This window comes from Gilliamella sp. wkB308, from assembly GCF_001690185.1.
Taxonomy (GTDB): domain Bacteria; phylum Pseudomonadota; class Gammaproteobacteria; order Enterobacterales; family Orbaceae; genus Gilliamella; species Gilliamella apicola_I.
In genome coordinates this window covers 41,756-58,535 of sequence record NZ_LZGN01000003.1, presented here as the reverse complement: position 1 = coordinate 58,535, position 16,780 = coordinate 41,756, and the positions used below count along the sequence as shown (strand labels likewise).

Below are 16,780 nucleotides of genomic sequence, written 5' to 3'. Positions count from 1 at the left end.
ACGATAATATCACTTTTACAACGTTATAGTTAGACAGAAATTTTGGTTAAATTTATTGCTGTATTTTAAATTTATTTTTTATAGTTTTGATAATTAAATAACCATTTCTATGTATGCTTAATGATAAAAACAGCCTCGTGTTGAGGCTAATTTATTATTTAATTGATTAATTTGATTTATAAAAAATACTCTATATTTTTTGGCTCAAACCTTAATATTATCTATAACAGCGGCATTTTTATTACCGGTTGCTTGATCAAAGGCTACAGCATAATATTCATGATTAGGTCTTATTCTTAAACTCACTTGCCCATTTTCATCTGTGGTATAAGTCGTCATGACTTCTCCCGTTTTCCTTAAACAAAGCTGAATTTCGCAATGCGATAAAAGGTTACCCTCTTCATCTTTTACCTGTGCGACAACATCTTTACGATCAACAAGCCAACTAATAATATCATTGACAATCTGTATTGCTTCTTCCGTTAAGGGGCGGCTAAAAGGAAAACCGATAAAAGCACAATCGCTACCAAAAACTTCACCATTGACATTCAAACTGCCTTGGCGGAATATGGCAGTATTAATATAATAAACACCATTATACATTTGATTGACTGATAAAATTTCAATTCCATACTCTATTTTTAAATCTTCTATTATCATAAACGTGTCACCGCTATTGATAATTGCGCCTGTTTCGATTTTTTTATCACAGGTTAATACGTCGCTAACATTGATTATCCTATTTAAATTTCCACTTGAATAATACATAGGTTTTTTTGCCATTCCCAGTGACATAATACTACCCGTACTATTTCTGGTTCCACCCGCTATAACTGGAATACCCTTTTTAGAGCAGTTTTTAATGCAAAATGATGTGGTATATTCTGTTGCATTACGATAATCCATAATTAGATCGAATGTCGATAAATACTGTTCATTGTAATCTGTCGAGCTTGCTATACAAAAAGTAATGTCATGATATGGATTTAGTGCATCTATCATTGATTGCACTCTTATAAGTTCTTCACTGCATATAACAATTTTGGCCATTTTGACCTCCTGAAAAACGTAATTATAAAATTTAAAAGATTGATAAAAACAATTAACCATTCATTGAAAATCTATTATTAGCATGTACAAGTGATTTTTAGTTCTAAACGTCGTTTTAATATCGTGATAAAATGAATGGTTAAATTGAGATGATATAATTGGTTAGAATTTCGGTTTTAAGTATTATTTAAAATTATTTAATAGGTTAATTTTATGGGATTTATATTGATATGTTATTATTATGATTAATCAAACTTTGATATTATCTATAATTACTGCATTTTTCTTACCATTATCTTTATCAAATGCAATGACATAGTAGCTTTGTCCAGAAAATACTTCAGCAGAAAATAAACCCTCTTCATTACTTGTTATTTCCGAAACTAATTCTCCTGTTTTCTGATCATATATTTTTACCTCTCTTGAGATTGGTTGATCTGTTTCATCCACCACTTTCCCTGATAGGGTTGTATAATTCTGAAAACAAAAATTAATAGCATTATCGAGCATTTTTATCGCATTTCTTGTTAAATATTCACGATCTAAGAATGACATAAAAATACAATTTGCGCCAAAAGTCCCCCCAAATTTATCGACCGTTCCTTTTTTAAAATGCGCGCAAATGATTAAATCATCACGTTCATGATACATAGCGCACAGTGCTTCACCCCCAGGTGCCATTGAAGAAATAGGAAAGGACGAACACCATGTTGGCTTCAAATAAGGGGTACACCCCAATTTAGGGATCTTTTGTGTTATTAAAGATATTTTTAATGGTCTTAAGTAATTCCAATCACTAACTTGATGTTCATTTTGATCAAACATACCTAAATCTTTACCTAAAGAAACTGACGATGAATTTCCTTCCGCTACAATTGCAGGAATACCATCACCCACACACTGTTTAATTACCTCTTTACGCGAATATTGGTTTGTTGATACGATTAAATCGTAGGTCATCAATTGATTATAAGTGATACTGTTATCTATCAGATAATCAACTTGGTGACCTAACCCTTCAAATACATTCTTGATGTCTTGTCGAGAGGTACTATTAGATATAATTGCTATTTTTGCCATAATTTTTCCTATTTAATTTTGACTAGTAGATTATTTTTATCAATTGCTGATTGTTCTTCATGAATTTTAAAAATTAAGTCATTATAAAGTTCAATCGAATGAGAAAATGGTGTAAAACAATAAATATTATCGACAATACTTGATATTTGAATATCTAGCGTTCCCTGAAGATATTCAGAAACATCTAATTCAAATGTAGTAACATCAATAATTTGATCTACAATTATTCTTTTATTGAGTTTGATGGTCAGATGATATTTAACACCACTTTCTGGTGTAATATCGCTTTCATACCATCCAATAAGTTCTCCTGATGTTTGCTGAAGTCGATTTCTCGATGACCATTTGATGTAGAGTTGATCGGTACTGAGTTTATCGGGAAAATAAAAATTATTTATCGTAACATTTGCAGGAGGATAAGGTTTTGCAGCTCGACCTTGAATATTTATCATTGCACCTTTTGCTAATGATGGATCTAATGAATCAGTAGAAGTGTTTGTAATAATTCGGCAATCAACTTTATCACCTTGATAATATTCATCACTTTTTAATGATAATTGTCCCCCACAAAAATAGACTTTACTCCCTTTTTCATGTTTTTCTGGTAATGTGTCAAGGCACCCTCTTTTGACGGTCAGCTGATTGTTAGAAAAAGATTGAACATATAAAATTTCGTTTCCAATCAAGATCCAGTTATAATCTTGTTCTGGTGGATTAAAGTTGAGTGTAATAATTGATGTAACTTGATCAAGTTCATGCTCTATTAATCTCATTTCACAATCTATGATATTTTCTGCATTCTCAAAAGTATTCGAAAGCGAGGTAACTAATTCACTATGAAAAGTCCCCTCTGGTGGCGATGCAATTGTTGCAGCTATTTGACCGATCGACTTATCATCTTGAATCATAAAATCAACTTCTCTTTGCCCGTAATTATAAACCAGTTCATAATAAGGACATTCCATAATAGCGTAATGTTCAGCTGGTTTAGCTAAATTTATATCGGTTGTGGGTATAATGACGGGTTGATTACTTACCACTGTCGATGATGGCAATGAAAACACATCTCTCATGCATTCAACGGTAACTTGATTACTTTTCTGAGTACCGTAATCAAGTGAAGTTACACGCATTACGGCTTTATTTAGCCCTAGTTGTGGCATATCCAATACAAAAACATCACCACGATTAAGCATTCTTCCGTCTAAATTAAGGGTTAATGAAACAGAAGCTAAATCTGAAGATAATGCGGCTAAATCACGAAGTGCTAGTCTAGAAGCTAATGAACGATTGTAAACCATATCATAAGTAACAGTCGTATTATTTTCACGTCCAGCCATCAAAATTAAAGCATCATCCCGAACAGTCACCGATCCTTGTTTATAGTCATTTGTTCTATCTATAAAATTGACGGTAACCGAGTTAATCATTTCAGTAATGATATTTTTTTTAATATCAGAAATTTTGACTATATTCGTTTTATCAAAAAGAGGTAATTTTTCAATATGGTAGTCATTTCGAATTACTTTTATTTCAAATTGATTTGTTTTAGCATTTTGATATAAAACACAGTTTGCAGTATTTTCAATATTTTTCTTCAAATCTTCAAACTTACTTTGGTCATTCCATATATAAGAAAGACCAAGTTTTTCTTGATAAAAAAGATCAGCAGCTTGTTTAAATGAATCTTCGTTAATGCTGTTCTTGATTAGACTCGAATTAAAACCATTTTGCTGATTAAGTACTAATTCTCTTAGTATGTGGGCGGGATTCATATCAGCATTGAGATTATTGATTGCATTCATGATGGTATCATAAATAATGTTCGAATCGGTTCCCTTTATTACTGGTATCCCATCTTCTGGCGTATTATCAATTTTTGAACTTAATGATTTATCGGTATTATCAACATTGATACAAAATATATTAACATCATGTTCATCTTGTTCATTAAATTGACCTTTTTTATCAATCATATTATGAATTTCTTCATTTTTGATATGGTCAACATTTTCTAATTCACCATCACTAACAAAAATACAACATCGATTCATTGTTAGATTGAATGTGTCTTTAAAAAAATTTATAGAATGAGATAACACATTTTCAAGATTTTCTCCGCCAACAATTTTCAAATTATCAATAAAAGATAAAATCCCTACAATATCGTTTTGAGAAACTTTTCTAACTAGTTTTGTTTGTGGATTTCCGCCTTGATAAGTGGTTATCAGAATATCTAATCTTAATGTCATCAAATCGATTGAAGTTGAAAGATTTTGTATAGCACGTTTCATCGCTGATTTAAGTGCTTGAATTCGCCCTCCACTCATACTCATTGAAGTATCCAATATAAAATGGATAGCTGTATTTGCACTTCCATTTTCAGTTTTTATCTCTGCTTTACTGTCATACCATTGTCGTGTTTTTTTGGAGTCTTGATAATGTATACGCTGAACAACTGCCGAAATATCTTTCATATAAGGGTTATTTCCCCAATAAAATTGTCGGAATACAAGACCAGCGACATGACGATAAGCCGGTACAATAGCTGATAATTTACTTGCCAAATAACTATTTCGATTATGTTGATGATGACCTGAATACACATCAACTGTACCTGATACACCACCTTCCCTTTTGTCACCACCGAATAATCCTTGTTTATTTATGGCTATTTGTCCGTCTTGCATAGCGCCTCGCCATGCTGTCCTGTCTGCTACGCTAATATTAGTCAATTTATCTATAGTGCCTTGACATAAAACCATACTGACTCCAGCGTAATATTTATAACCTACAGTTTGCTTTTTCTTACTTCCACCCATGTTCTACGCTCCGCATGTTCTATAACTTGATTTGCCATTGCATCATTGGTTGATTTTAAAATTTCAGCATCTATTCCTTCTTTCAAAAATTGGTTCCAATCGAGTCCATGACGTTTAAAAAACTCCCGTCCACCACGACTGCATTGTTTGACTGCAATCATATCGTCTCTGGTTACAATTATTTTCATTATTTTTTGCCACCTTTTTTTCTAATAGCTGACGTTTTTTTATCTCCAATCCAGGTATAAATTGGATTGGTTATCTTAACGGTACCAAATACAATGGGTATTCCCGTTCCTTCTGTTGATGTTCCCGTTTTAAATTCATCAGCTTCTATTTTTTGTTGATTTGCTTTGCCCTTTGAAGACACCATCCCAACGACCATTCCAACAACAACCGCAACTAATGCAGAAATCAAAAAAAACATATTTACCTCCTAAACAATTGAATTGCCGTTATTTAACGGTTCTAATGGTAAGTAAGGAAATCCACCATAATTGATGGTGTTATTAAATGAATGGCAAGAATTTAGGGTTCTTAAACAACCTTTATAAAGCGTAATTTCCAATATTCCTTTATTGAGATTGTCCAACAACTGCTGATTTTTTCTCATTAGGACTATTGATGATTGATTATGTTCTTTAATAAACGTCTGTTCGCCATCGGGCGTTCTTAAAATACCTGCGGTGAAATAACCATTTTCAATTTGACGTTCAAATTCAACCGTGACGATATCATTTTCATAAGCTAACACCCTGCCTTTTACCTTAAAATCCTCTTTATTTAGACCACAATGTTCGCCATAAAGTGAATAACGACAATTACGCTGAATTTTTTCATTTACACCAGTTTGCCCTGAGCGTGTAATCAATAATTCAAATGTCATCACCATCTCTTTTTCTGATGTTGATGTCTGAGTTAAACGCCCACTCCATGACATAGTGACAGTACTCTTTTTATCGAGAATATAGATATCAACAAGTAGATGTTTTGTGATATCAGGATTGATCCATGATTTTACGACTTCATTGGTAATTGGCATGGTTATATCAATTTTATTTTTGGAAATAGCGGCATCCCGTTTTATTGCTGTGCGATTGATGGACTCTTTTTTATATGTCTGATTATCAATATTTAGTTCACGCATACCATTGGTATAACGAAATGTATTGATTCCATCATTGAAAACATATAATTCAGCTTGTTTAAAAATATTGATCATCGAAAACCTCGATTACTGGAATGTTAGATTGAGCTTGTATATAAGTATCGTATTCAATTTGTATATCATCGGTGTCAAAACGACATAACATTAAGTGACTGATTTTTGTTATAGGCTTAGTGATAACTTGATCAATCGTTAATTGAATACTTTTACCCGTATTTTTAATATTGATAATTTTTACATACGAAATACTATCTGGATGAAATAATGCTAAATATTTGAATGATGGGTTAAATGATTGATTCTTTATATAAATCTTATCGCCTAACATATGTGTTTTAACAAGATTTTCATCGTTATCACATAACCAAAATGCGTTAAGTTTTCCTTCGATTCGATAAATAAACTTTTTAAAAGCTTGGATTTCTTTCAGTCCATCAAGGTAAAAAGTCAAAGATCGAGACTGCTTTGAATATTGCCAATTCTCAATTCGGGTAATTTTACCTAGATCATAATCAACAATTTCAATATCTTTTTGAATTGTTGATTCATTAACTCCATAAAAATTATGTAATACTTCTAATCCAAGATACTTGATACCATAATTAGCACCGCTGCTAAAATTCAATTCATGACATAGCTCAACACTAATATCTATTTGACTTTCATACCCTGAAGTCGTGTATTTAGTATTAGTAAGAAAACATGGCATTAATGGAAGAATATACGCTGCTTTATAATGATAATTTATCGGTTTTATATTGACCTGCTTTTCAACAGGAACTCTTTTTTTTAGTTCAAACACTAATTTGTTTTTTTTGGGTTCTATGAAAACAAATTCTAATGGCTTTTGTTTTGGTAATTGTAGCCATTCATTTACTTCACTATGTTCAGCATTCTGATAAATCAAAAATTTATCACCCACTTTTTGATTTAAGATATTAGGTATTGTTTTCTCACCTAATTCTAGTTCACCAAGATATATTCCTGACAACCAATCTGGTATCAACCATATCTCAGTAAAATTATTTCTGAGTGAATTTAAATAATAATTACGATTATGAATATGAGTTAAAAATGAGTATTCATAAGAAACTCGTGGTAAAGCACGTAAACCTATTCTGTGCTCTCTACCGTTTTTTGTTTCGATGATATCAGTTAGCCAGGAAAATGTTTCTTTAGCCCCTTTTATGGGTTGTTCTGTAATGATATTTGACATGTTGGCCTTCTTTAAAATAAGAATTAAGTAATTTTTGATATGTTGACAATGGTGAAAGGCAAGCTAAATGCGCTTTTGTTAATTTGTTCTTGGATGTTTATAATGAAAAAGCGCCAATTGAGGCGCTTAATTTTATTATTTACTCAAGTTTTAAATCCACTTTGATCTTATAACTATATCATTTGGGATTTTCAATTTTGATGCAATTTGGTCTTACTTAGACATTTTAATTAACAAGCTTTCACTATTGTTGCTAGTTCATCACCATTTTCTCGATTTATTTGCATTATTCGCTTGACACCTTCTTGAGTAGATAACCATTGCTGTGCACTGTCATTATCATTGACTAAAGCAATATTAATGATTGGGGCAATAGTTTGTAAGCTACTTTCAGCTTTTTCAGATGTTGAACTTTGATTTGAAATTTGAGGAACTTGTATGCTACTCATATCTCCACGTTGTAAGGCTTCAAGGTTATTAACCCCTATTCGTTGCGTTGCTGACGCATTCATAACAAATTCTTGTCCATGCACTAGTCCTGCTACCTGAGTTCGTGCCAGATTCCCCGTATAACCACCTTTCATAAAGCCTGTTGATTGAGATCGAATGGCTGCGACATTCGCCATACCGGAAGTAATAGCCGCCGCCGCAGCTGCTGCACCTAGAGCCGGGCCTATATAAGGAATACCTGCCATAGATGCATAGGCTGCATTAGCAGATTGATAAGTATTCACAATAGCTTGTGCAATCGCTGCTGCTTTACCAACTTTAGCCATCGTAGCATTATTTGAACTTTGTAATTTTGCCACATTGCCAAAAAATTTATCTGCCTGACTTAAAATAACATCATTTTGTTTGGCCCAAACTTGTGCTCTTAATGATGCGGCAACCGATTGATCAAGATTAAATTTTTCTGTAAGAACATTTATTTGATCATACATCGATTGATATTGTTCAATCTGCAAACTTAATAAGCTCCAAGAGTTTTCGAACATTCCTGTAAATGGACTTCGACTATCTGTGTTCAACACGTTGATTATTTCATTATCATCTAATTCGGACAGACTTAGAGCATTAACCAAATCACCAAAATCCTGTTGCTTTTGTTTTTTTGAATTATTCTCTAAACCGTCTTTAATCGCAAGTATTCTCAAATACTCCTGATTCAATTCGATTGTTTTTCTTAATTCAGCATTTTGCTGTTGATTTAATATTAAACCTTTATTCATCAGATCTAGAGTGATACGATTAAATTCATTTTCTATAGCCCTTTCTTGAGAAGAGAGTTTCATCAGTTCCCATGTTCGCTCCAATTCTTTATTATAATTACCAAGTGGATCTATTGATTCATCATATTGCTGATTCAATAATGTCATATAGTCATTGTACTCATTTTGACTAATTGCTGCTTTTTGATAGATACCAGCCAATTCAGATTGTTTTTTGTTGAATTCTGTTAGTTTATCATTTATTGGATTTAACGAACTGAGTAAAAGTTGTTCATCTGGAGTTATTAATGTGTTATCTGTATTTTTAGCTGTTGATTGATGTTGTGCTATCCCTGTATTTTTTGTTTTTGTCGTCAATGTATTGAAATTTTCATTTGGATTCTTCAATATTTTTGTACGATTTATTACAACCTCAAAGCTTTTTAATATTTCGTTACTTAAGTTTTTAATACTATCTTCAGCTTTCTTAAACGGATCTGTATTCCAACTATTTTTTAACAATGTTTTTAATTTGTTTAAATTTACTCTTGCTGAAACGGAAGCACTATCGATACTTTTTAGCTTTGTTTTGATTGAGGTAGGAATATTCTCTGAAAACTGTATTGTTTCAATTGGCATATAAACCCCTTTTTTGCCTGAATATAATAAAATTGAGGTACAATATTTATTAACTAATAAGTCTGTCTCTCATGTTGATACATTTTTAAAGCGCTGATTTAAATTATTTATAGGTAAACTTTTTATAAAATAGTAGTAGTTATACAAGTTCATTTTAGCCTTATATAACCACTCTATTTTCAATAAAAAATTTAATGAACTAAGATTAATAAAGATAAATAATCATCTACTTTTAAAAAATGTTACTTAGTTTTTTGATTTAAATGCCCGATTAACATGCTTTAAATTTACCTTATCCATTTCACGTATTAGATAAACAAAATCATTTGTATCTTCATTATCTAATTGATAAAACCGAGCGTATTCAATGATTGATAACCATGAAATAGGTGTTGCAACCATCATATGTGAACGTGTTGTATCGAGATCGAGAAAGGCTTGATAGTAAAATTCAAGATGTTCGTCAAGTTCGGGTTTATTTCTGATTTTATCTGGAAGTGCTTGTCCCATTTGTTGAGACATTCTGATGATATCTTCGTCCTTTCCATTCATATCAAGTTGATATTCAAGGACTTCAATTAGTTTTTTATATCTTTTTCCAGCTCAACCGTTTTAAATAAATCAATATCACTTGCTTGTGCAATTAAATCATTGAATAAATCAGGCAATTGAGTTAAAAGTTTGATGGCATTTTCAGAAGTGAACGGTATGATTTTATTATCACGTCCTTGTATGTTTTCCCAGCCTCTTAGTACACCACCAACAAAAGCTTGCATCGAAATTTCAATGACTTTATCTTCTGGCAAAGAATCTAACTGTATTTGTCTTTTGTATTGTTTAGTTAGTTTTTTGATTAACATTGAGTATTTAGAATTTACGCCTCCCATTCGGGCTAAATAGAACGTTGGAATTGTTCCATCTTTATTGGCTCCATAAGTCACTGGAACCCCATCTTTTTCTTTATTTCTATCCGTTTCAAATTGTTCAAATAAACTCATTTTCTTCTCCTAAAAAGCACAATTATGATTAATATAATTAAACGTTAACATATGGCATTGCTGAATCAGGAAGGTATTCAAATGTTTGATACATCATTGTGTAACCATGTTTGTTTTCCGCCCCTGTTTTCTCAAGTGGTATCGTAATTTTCTGATCTTTTTCTATATTAGGCATACCACCACTTAACGCTAATAAAGGAATGTCAAAAATGACGCCTGAATTTTCCGCAGCTAAAATTGTCGAAAAGCCAACATCTGCGTTGTTTCGAATCGCTTCTATTGCATCAACTGAAGAAAAGTATGCGGTAATTGATCCAGTTACACTAAAATTACCAACAGATACATCAAAGCTCCCTAAAATTCCAAGTCCTTTAACTCCTGTAACACCATTAGAAATAGCTAAACTGGAATCAGTAACATAAGCAAATAAAGCACTTGGTGTTGAACTTTTGGTATCATTAATACTTAATTTTTGTCGATAAATATTAGAAGTTGCGTTAAAAGGTGATGATTTATCACATTCTAAACGTTCACCGATAATTCGATTCTTCCCTTTTTTCGTGAAAGAATTACATCCAACATAATTCAAATCTGCAGTAACATATTGTGCTGAACCCATATTAATGGTTAATTCATTTGCAACTGCCCCATTTACGTATTGGGCTTGAATTTCGTTATCAACCGAACCTAGTGTACGTTCAAAACAATAGGTTTTTTTAACAATTTTATTTTGTTCTTTTTCATTTTTAATTACCGTTCCAAAATAGATTTCTAATTTAATATTAGCACCGGTATCATTTTCAGGTACAAAGTCGGTATCATCAAAAGTTATTGTTTTCGCAGCAATTTCGGTTATTCTTGCCCAACCTCTATTTTTTGGAAAATAAGAGTCCGATGCATCACCACCAAGCCAAATCCATTCACCTTCAATTAATCCGAGCTTAGTTAAATCAGTCGAACTAGAAACTAATTTAGGTAATGTTCCTTTTTTAACTTCCATTGAACAACTACCAGAGCTGAATTTAAAACCTACCGCAGAAATTTTTGCGCTAGCTGGCGGATTCAATTCTTCTATTTGTGGTGTACTTGAGTTAGTAGAAATATTGTTATCAGAGCAAGAATATACAATTTTTAAACCATTGTTTGCAAAATTGCTAAACCCTGAAGCATGAATAATCGTGCCTGTCAGTAATTTTTGCGGTAATTTATTACTATCTGGAAAATTATAACCTTTTGATACACTCTTAATAGGTAATGTTTTACCGCTAAGTGATTGAGTTGTAAATTTTTCTCTTGCTTCTGCAAACATAAAACCACGCATTAGCCAAGGAAAAATATTTTTAGTCATATCAAGGCTAAAACCTGCTGAAGCATCAATATCAACAATTTTACCCTTTTGATTTTGTCGTGAAGGATTGATCGTTTCTCGCTGTAGTAAGGTTGTAGAACCGCCGAAATCACTATAGCTATTTACTTCGATACCATGCCAAACAGGATTGCTAGGAAGTATTTTTAAATCATCTTCTTCTGCGATGTATAAACTTGTAACATTACTGTCAATTGTTTTTGCTGTATTCATATTATTTCCTAATTAAATGTTTTAGTTGTATTTGCAAAATAACAATTGAAAATATTGCTATTTTGCGGTGGTTGATTATCAGAATTTCTAAATAAGTTGCTAGAATTGAGGCTATCAATTCATCTAATATACTGATGAAATTTCTGATTTAATTTTTTTGAGATTGTATTATTAGAAAGTTTGAGAGTTTAAATAAACTCACGATGGAGATGATGTTTAAGGTTTAAATCTAAAAATTGATAACGTTACTTATGTTAACTTAAATAGTTTTAAGAAAAGATTTAACATCTTTTTCATAATGATGGACACTGTAAGTAAGATAAAATTAATTATTTGTTTACGTTTTTTGAAAACCTCCTTTTTAAATAATTTGGCATTGATCATATAAAAAATAAATCTGAAATATTTAATAAACTATCAATTTTTATTTCTATCAACGAAAAATGAGAAGTTATTATTCTAGTACCCCATTAACGTTTTCGAGAAATAAAAAAGCCCCACTATTTATAGCGGGGCTTTAAATAAAATTATCTTAGTTTAGGTTAATTATACACCAAAAATGTACGGTGTCAATTAATCAATATAAATTATCGGTTTCAATTAACTAAGTTATACTTAAAAATAAAGAATTTGATATTTTTAAGGGTTTTAATTATTGATTTGACCCAATTTTTTGTAATCTTCTTCAGATACCGCTTCACACCATTCATTACAGGTATCCTCATCCGGCACTTCGATAGCTATATGGCTAAACCATGAGTCAATCTTAGCACCATGCCAATGTTTTACATTCGCAGGAATAGTAATCACCATCCCAGGTTCTAAACTTATTGGTTTATCACCATATTTTTGATACCATCCGCTGCCAGCTGTACATAATAAAATTTGCCCTCCTCCTTTTGATGCATGATGAATATGCCAATTATTTCGACAACCAGGCTCAAATGTGACATTTGCAATTAATAAAGAGGACTTTGTTGGTTCTGTTAATAAATTTAGATATGATTGACCAATAAAATATTTAGCATAATTTACATTAGGTAAACCTTGTCCAAATATATTATCTTTTTCAAATTCTGATGGGTTAATTATTTTCATCATCAATATCCTTGTTGGGAAATGAATTAATATCTATGTAATGAAACTGATTTTGAGCAAAAAGGACTTAATAATTATATATATCCCCTTTTCATAAGAAATATCGTAATTTATTGCTCTTTTATTGCACGATTTAATCGTTCATATTCAATTTCGCCTATTTTCGATTTTAAAAGATTAGCAATGCTAGCTAATTCAGTAGAAGAAACACCGACATTTTGAGCAATTTGAACATGTGATTTAATCTGACTATCAGCACCTTCCAACGTTGATAACGCTGATAATGTCGCTATCTCTCTATCTTTATAACTTAAAATATTTCGACCAAAAATATCACCAAAAAGATGGGCTTTTAAAAATTGATCAATAACAGGTGAAAAATCCATAACGCCACCCGAAACAGGTTTGCCAACAACTTTTGTTTGAATTTCAGTACCTAACTCCAAAGAGCTTTTATTAGTCGGTAATGGTGCAAACTCAGAACCAACTGAATCATTAATTCCTTCTTTTTGGCGTTCTTCAAGTATATCTTTAAAGGAGCTCAAACCATTTAAACTTCTTGGAAAACCAACATAGGCATAAAGCTGAACCAAAATTTCTTTAATTTCATTAACGGTTAACCCTTGATTTAATCCATTAATCAAAGCATGTTTTAATCCCTTCAGATCCCCCTTAGACATAAATGCGGAGATAGTAACGATTGATCCTTGTTTTGGCGTTAGAGTGTTCATAGCATTTGCCCTTGTATAATTTTAATAAATTAATAGTTACAATAATTATGTTGATAAAATGACAAATATTTTTATTATCCATCCACTATTCATCGATTGTTTTTTTAATGAATTCCATTTTTTGTGATTTGGATCTTCAAAACTAATTCAGGATTTAGTATATAAGTTTTAGATGTTGCATGCTCACGTATTTAATTTCAATTCTTATTATAAGATTTGATAGTTACCTCTAATAGAGCAAATCCTTTCAAAAAGTTGCCTAATCCTATCAAAAATCATATCCTAATATTAAAATCTATATCAATATAGAAATCTTTATGCTAAAAAAAGAAGTTAAAAGAATAATGTTGAAGAGAATGCCAGCCGCAGGTAACTACCTAACTCAAATTAAAAACTTTGGCATTTACAGGCGTGAAATTAGCGAAAATAAAGACCTTTGTATAGAAAGTTGTTTTTATCAACCTATGATTACGTTGATAATACAAGGTGAAAAAAGCTCTTTGCATGGCACTAAACTCTATAATTATAAAGAAGGTGATTATCTTCTCACATCTATTGATATTCCAACCATAAATACAATTAAAAATGCTACGATTAAAAATCCTTTCCTTTCATTATCACTTCTGATTGATAATAAATTAATTAAAGAATTATTAATTGAATACCCAGAACTCAATAAACCTTCACGACAAAGTTTTAGTGGTATTATTGTCTCAAAAGTTGAAGATGATCTAATGAGTGCTTTTTATCGATTGCTAAAATTGCTAGATAAACCCGAACAAATATCAGTTTTAGCGCCCTTAATTATCAAAGAAATTCACTATCTACTATTAATCGGCCCTTTTGGCGAAGCGTTAATATCAATTTGTATGCCAGAAACAAAAAGTTATCATATTGCAAACACGATAAGTTGGCTAAAAAAACATTTTAGAGAGCCGATAAAAATGGAACAATTGGCCTATCAAGCGAATATGTCGCTTTCAAGCTTTTATCGTCACTTCAAAAAGGTTACAAGTTTAAGCCCGTTACAGTTTCAAAAGCAACTGAGATTACATGAAGGCCGGCGTTTAATGGTTAGCGAAAATATGACTGCAATTCAAGCTAGCTTAAAAGTGGGTTATGAAAGTGCTACACAATTTAATCGAGAATATAAAAATTTATTTCACCAAACACCATTACAAGATGTTCAAAAAATACGAAAAGGTGCTCGACTGGTCTAAATTGAAGTTAAAAATGATATTTTTTAATTTGGATTTGGAAAAAATACAGCAACAGAGGTTGTTAATCTTATTGCTCTACGCTTAATAACTGGGGTCGTAATCACTTTTGCTATTTTTCTGATTTTACCCCATATTAATAATTAATATTATTAATTATAATTTGCCTTTTAACATATAACTATAACCTATATTAGTTGATTCTTAACTAAAGGATCATTTAAAGATTTGAAATATAGAAATTAAAAAAAACTTTTTTTGCAATTTTATAACACCAACAACACTTACAAAATTAATTATTAATAATCAATAAATTAAACTTGTGTTATTATAGTGTAGTATGTTGTTAATAGCATGGTATATTTTATACTGATAATTATGAAATGAGGTGTTTACATTATGACAGAATGGATTATAGAAAATAAAGATTGGATAGTCCCTATATCAGTAGCATTACTAAGTTTATTCGGATCACTTTTAGGCGGTTGGTTGTCGGGCAAAAAGAGAATAGGTATTGAAGTATTATCAAAAAATAGACAAGAATGGATTAATGATTTAAGAAAAAAGTCTCAGAATTTACAAGTTTAACAGAAAAAGCGTCTTTAGATATAACGCAAAAAAAAATGACAACAAAATATGATATAAATGATCAACAAGAAATTATAGAAATAATTTTCAATCTTATGATTATTCGTGATTATTTAATTTTACTCTTAAATCCTAATGAAGAAAACAGTAAACTTATATATGCTAATATTAGAAATATATTAGCTCTTATTCAGGCTTTTAATAATATGGATAGACAAAGCCTTTTCGAGGGAGTGGCATATAGATACGCCCAAAATATATTAGTTGAAATTGAAAAACTAACAAAAAACACACAACTCGTTTTAAAGACTGAATGGGAAAGAGTAAAGAAAGGAATTTAATTATAATTAGATCCTTTTAAACTCATCTAATGCTTGTTTTTGTTCATTAGATAAGTTGATATCTACTTCACCATATTCGAGTAAGTAAGTTCCAAATGACATCAGGAAAGCGACTGCAGGATCTATCTTGTTGGCTGCTTTCTTTTTATTCGGTTTAATGTTGGCATTGGCATCGGTTTCCATGACCACATTCCCAACAGCCCAAGAAAGAATAGGATCGCCATTATGATTAATGCGTTTAGAGCTAATAAATACCGCGGTATTTTTTGAATTTGAGCTAAATCAGGCGTAAATTATAAAAAATGGATAACGACTTAGATAAAGATATGTTATATGATTTTAAATTTGCTTGATTCTTAAGATGGTGGCCCCTACTGGACTTGAACCAGTGACCAATCGATTATGAGTCGACTGCTCTGACCAACTGAGCTAAGGGGCCTTTAGTGATGTGCTACTAAGTTAGTAGGGTTGCGATTATAATAGACTTAAATCGATTTTGCTATAGTTAAATGCATAAATTAAGTCGGTTTGCTTATTTCTTAATCTTTAATCTATTGGATACTTTGGATTTTAATAACTGATATTTTTAAACCCATTAACCTGTTACAATGTTTTAGGTTATAATTAATGTTCTGTTGTTCTAATGGCTGAGGAAATATTATGTCTTGCAAAAAATTATTATTAGTTAGTTTAACAGTGTCTACAGCGTTATTTTTAAATGCATGTAGTAATTCTCAATATGAGCTTACCCAAGCTGGGCGTCAAGTTCAGTTTGTTGATACTAAACCAACGGCTAATTGCCAACTGTTAGGTAAAGCAGAAGGACGTCGTGGAACATTTTTTTCTGGTACAAAAACACATAGCGAACTGATACGTGATGCTGCATCTGATTTGATGAACAAAGCTGCCGCTATGGGGGGAAATGTGATATATGATGCTCAAGATGCATCATTACAATATATCTCAGATGTTGCACCAACTGATGCGGTTATGGTTGGTGATGTTTATCGTTGTAATTAAGATTGATTAAAAGGGGAAATACTCC

General features: G+C 31.4%; 17 protein-coding genes, 1 tRNA gene and 1 pseudogene. 4 read left to right on the top strand and 15 right to left on the bottom strand.

What is annotated here, in order from left to right:
- Positions 1 to 204 precede the first annotated feature (204 nt).
- The 13 genes from A9G10_RS00345 to A9G10_RS00285 all read right to left on the bottom strand — a co-directional run bounded on the left by A9G10_RS00345 (position 205) and on the right by A9G10_RS00285 (position 13,589).
- A complete protein-coding gene (locus A9G10_RS00345; RefSeq protein ID WP_065557720.1) occupies positions 205 to 1,050 on the bottom strand; it encodes a hypothetical protein in 846 nt (281 codons plus the stop codon).
- Positions 1,051 to 1,299: 249 nt separating this feature from the next.
- Complete coding sequence (locus tag A9G10_RS00340; RefSeq protein WP_065557719.1) at positions 1,300 to 2,130, bottom strand: carboxypeptidase-like regulatory domain-containing protein; 831 nt, start codon at positions 2,128 to 2,130, stop codon at positions 1,300 to 1,302.
- Between the two features lie 8 nt (positions 2,131 to 2,138).
- Positions 2,139 to 4,952: a phage tail protein gene (locus tag A9G10_RS00335; RefSeq protein WP_081298942.1), complete on the bottom strand. Its 2,814-nt coding sequence runs from the start codon at positions 4,950 to 4,952 to the stop codon at positions 2,139 to 2,141.
- Positions 4,922 to 5,140 carry a hypothetical protein gene (locus A9G10_RS00330; RefSeq protein WP_065557717.1) on the bottom strand — a complete coding sequence of 73 codons (219 nt, stop codon included), beginning with the start codon at positions 5,138 to 5,140 and terminating at the stop codon, positions 4,922 to 4,924. The genes A9G10_RS00335 and A9G10_RS00330 overlap by 31 nt, the downstream gene beginning before the upstream one ends.
- Positions 5,140 to 5,379 carry a hypothetical protein gene (locus tag A9G10_RS00325; protein WP_065557716.1) on the bottom strand — a complete coding sequence of 80 codons (240 nt, stop codon included), beginning with the start codon at positions 5,377 to 5,379 and terminating at the stop codon, positions 5,140 to 5,142. Before A9G10_RS00325 ends, A9G10_RS00330 begins: the two co-directional genes overlap by 1 nt.
- Positions 5,380 to 5,388: 9 nt before the next feature.
- Entirely contained in the window at positions 5,389 to 6,174 is a 786-nt protein-coding gene (locus A9G10_RS00320; protein ID WP_065557715.1) for a phage BR0599 family protein, read from the bottom strand.
- Positions 6,158 to 7,336, bottom strand: coding sequence for a hypothetical protein (locus A9G10_RS00315; RefSeq protein ID WP_065557714.1), 1,179 nt, complete (start codon positions 7,334 to 7,336; stop codon positions 6,158 to 6,160). Before A9G10_RS00315 ends, A9G10_RS00320 begins: the two co-directional genes overlap by 17 nt.
- Before the next feature lie 230 nt (positions 7,337 to 7,566).
- Positions 7,567 to 9,183, bottom strand: a complete 1,617-nt coding sequence (locus A9G10_RS00310; protein WP_065557713.1) for a hypothetical protein — start codon at positions 9,181 to 9,183, stop codon at positions 7,567 to 7,569.
- 246 nt (positions 9,184 to 9,429) lie between these two features.
- The gene (locus A9G10_RS00305; protein WP_065557712.1) at positions 9,430 to 9,735 is read right to left on the bottom strand and encodes a phage tail assembly chaperone; all 306 of its coding nucleotides are present in this window, start codon (positions 9,733 to 9,735) and stop codon (positions 9,430 to 9,432) included.
- A gap of 26 nt (positions 9,736 to 9,761) precedes the next feature.
- Positions 9,762 to 10,181: a hypothetical protein gene (locus A9G10_RS00300; RefSeq protein WP_065557711.1), complete on the bottom strand. Its 420-nt coding sequence runs from the start codon at positions 10,179 to 10,181 to the stop codon at positions 9,762 to 9,764.
- A gap of 37 nt (positions 10,182 to 10,218) precedes the next feature.
- A complete protein-coding gene (locus tag A9G10_RS00295) occupies positions 10,219 to 11,760 on the bottom strand; it encodes a phage tail tube protein (RefSeq protein WP_065557710.1) in 1,542 nt (513 codons plus the stop codon).
- 648 nt (positions 11,761 to 12,408) lie between these two features.
- Positions 12,409 to 12,858, bottom strand: coding sequence for a cupin domain-containing protein (locus tag A9G10_RS00290; protein WP_065557709.1), 450 nt, complete (start codon positions 12,856 to 12,858; stop codon positions 12,409 to 12,411).
- Positions 12,859 to 12,968: 110 nt separating this feature from the next.
- Positions 12,969 to 13,589, bottom strand: a complete 621-nt coding sequence (locus tag A9G10_RS00285) for a carboxymuconolactone decarboxylase family protein (protein ID WP_081298940.1) — start codon at positions 13,587 to 13,589, stop codon at positions 12,969 to 12,971.
- Positions 13,590 to 13,906: 317 nt separating this feature from the next.
- Here A9G10_RS00285 and A9G10_RS00280 point away from each other — a divergent pair, with 317 nt between their 5' ends.
- From A9G10_RS00280 to A9G10_RS00270, 3 genes are all read left to right on the top strand, one after another.
- Positions 13,907 to 14,809, top strand: coding sequence for an AraC family transcriptional regulator (locus A9G10_RS00280; protein ID WP_065557707.1), 903 nt, complete (start codon positions 13,907 to 13,909; stop codon positions 14,807 to 14,809).
- 396 nt (positions 14,810 to 15,205) lie between these two features.
- Positions 15,206 to 15,394, top strand: a complete 189-nt coding sequence (locus A9G10_RS00275) for a hypothetical protein (RefSeq protein WP_065557706.1) — start codon at positions 15,206 to 15,208, stop codon at positions 15,392 to 15,394.
- 35 nt (positions 15,395 to 15,429) lie between these two features.
- Positions 15,430 to 15,735 (top strand): hypothetical protein, encoded by a 306-nt coding sequence (locus A9G10_RS00270; RefSeq protein ID WP_065557705.1) that lies wholly within the window; start codon positions 15,430 to 15,432, stop codon positions 15,733 to 15,735.
- 6 nt (positions 15,736 to 15,741) lie between these two features.
- On the opposite strand, the pseudogene A9G10_RS12455 reads toward A9G10_RS00270, so the two are convergent.
- Together A9G10_RS12455 and A9G10_RS00265 are read right to left on the bottom strand one after the other, a co-directional pair.
- Positions 15,742 to 16,017: pseudogene (locus A9G10_RS12455) on the bottom strand (terminase TerL endonuclease subunit); the annotation flags it as partial.
- Between the two features lie 80 nt (positions 16,018 to 16,097).
- Positions 16,098 to 16,174: transfer RNA gene (locus tag A9G10_RS00265), tRNA-Ile, on the bottom strand.
- Between the two features lie 221 nt (positions 16,175 to 16,395).
- On the opposite strand from A9G10_RS00265, the gene A9G10_RS00260 reads away from it, so the two are divergent.
- On the top strand, positions 16,396 to 16,755 hold the full coding sequence (locus A9G10_RS00260; RefSeq protein ID WP_065557704.1) for a DUF4156 domain-containing protein: 360 nt from the start codon (positions 16,396 to 16,398) through the stop codon (positions 16,753 to 16,755).
- The last annotated feature ends 25 nt before the right edge of the window (positions 16,756 to 16,780 follow it).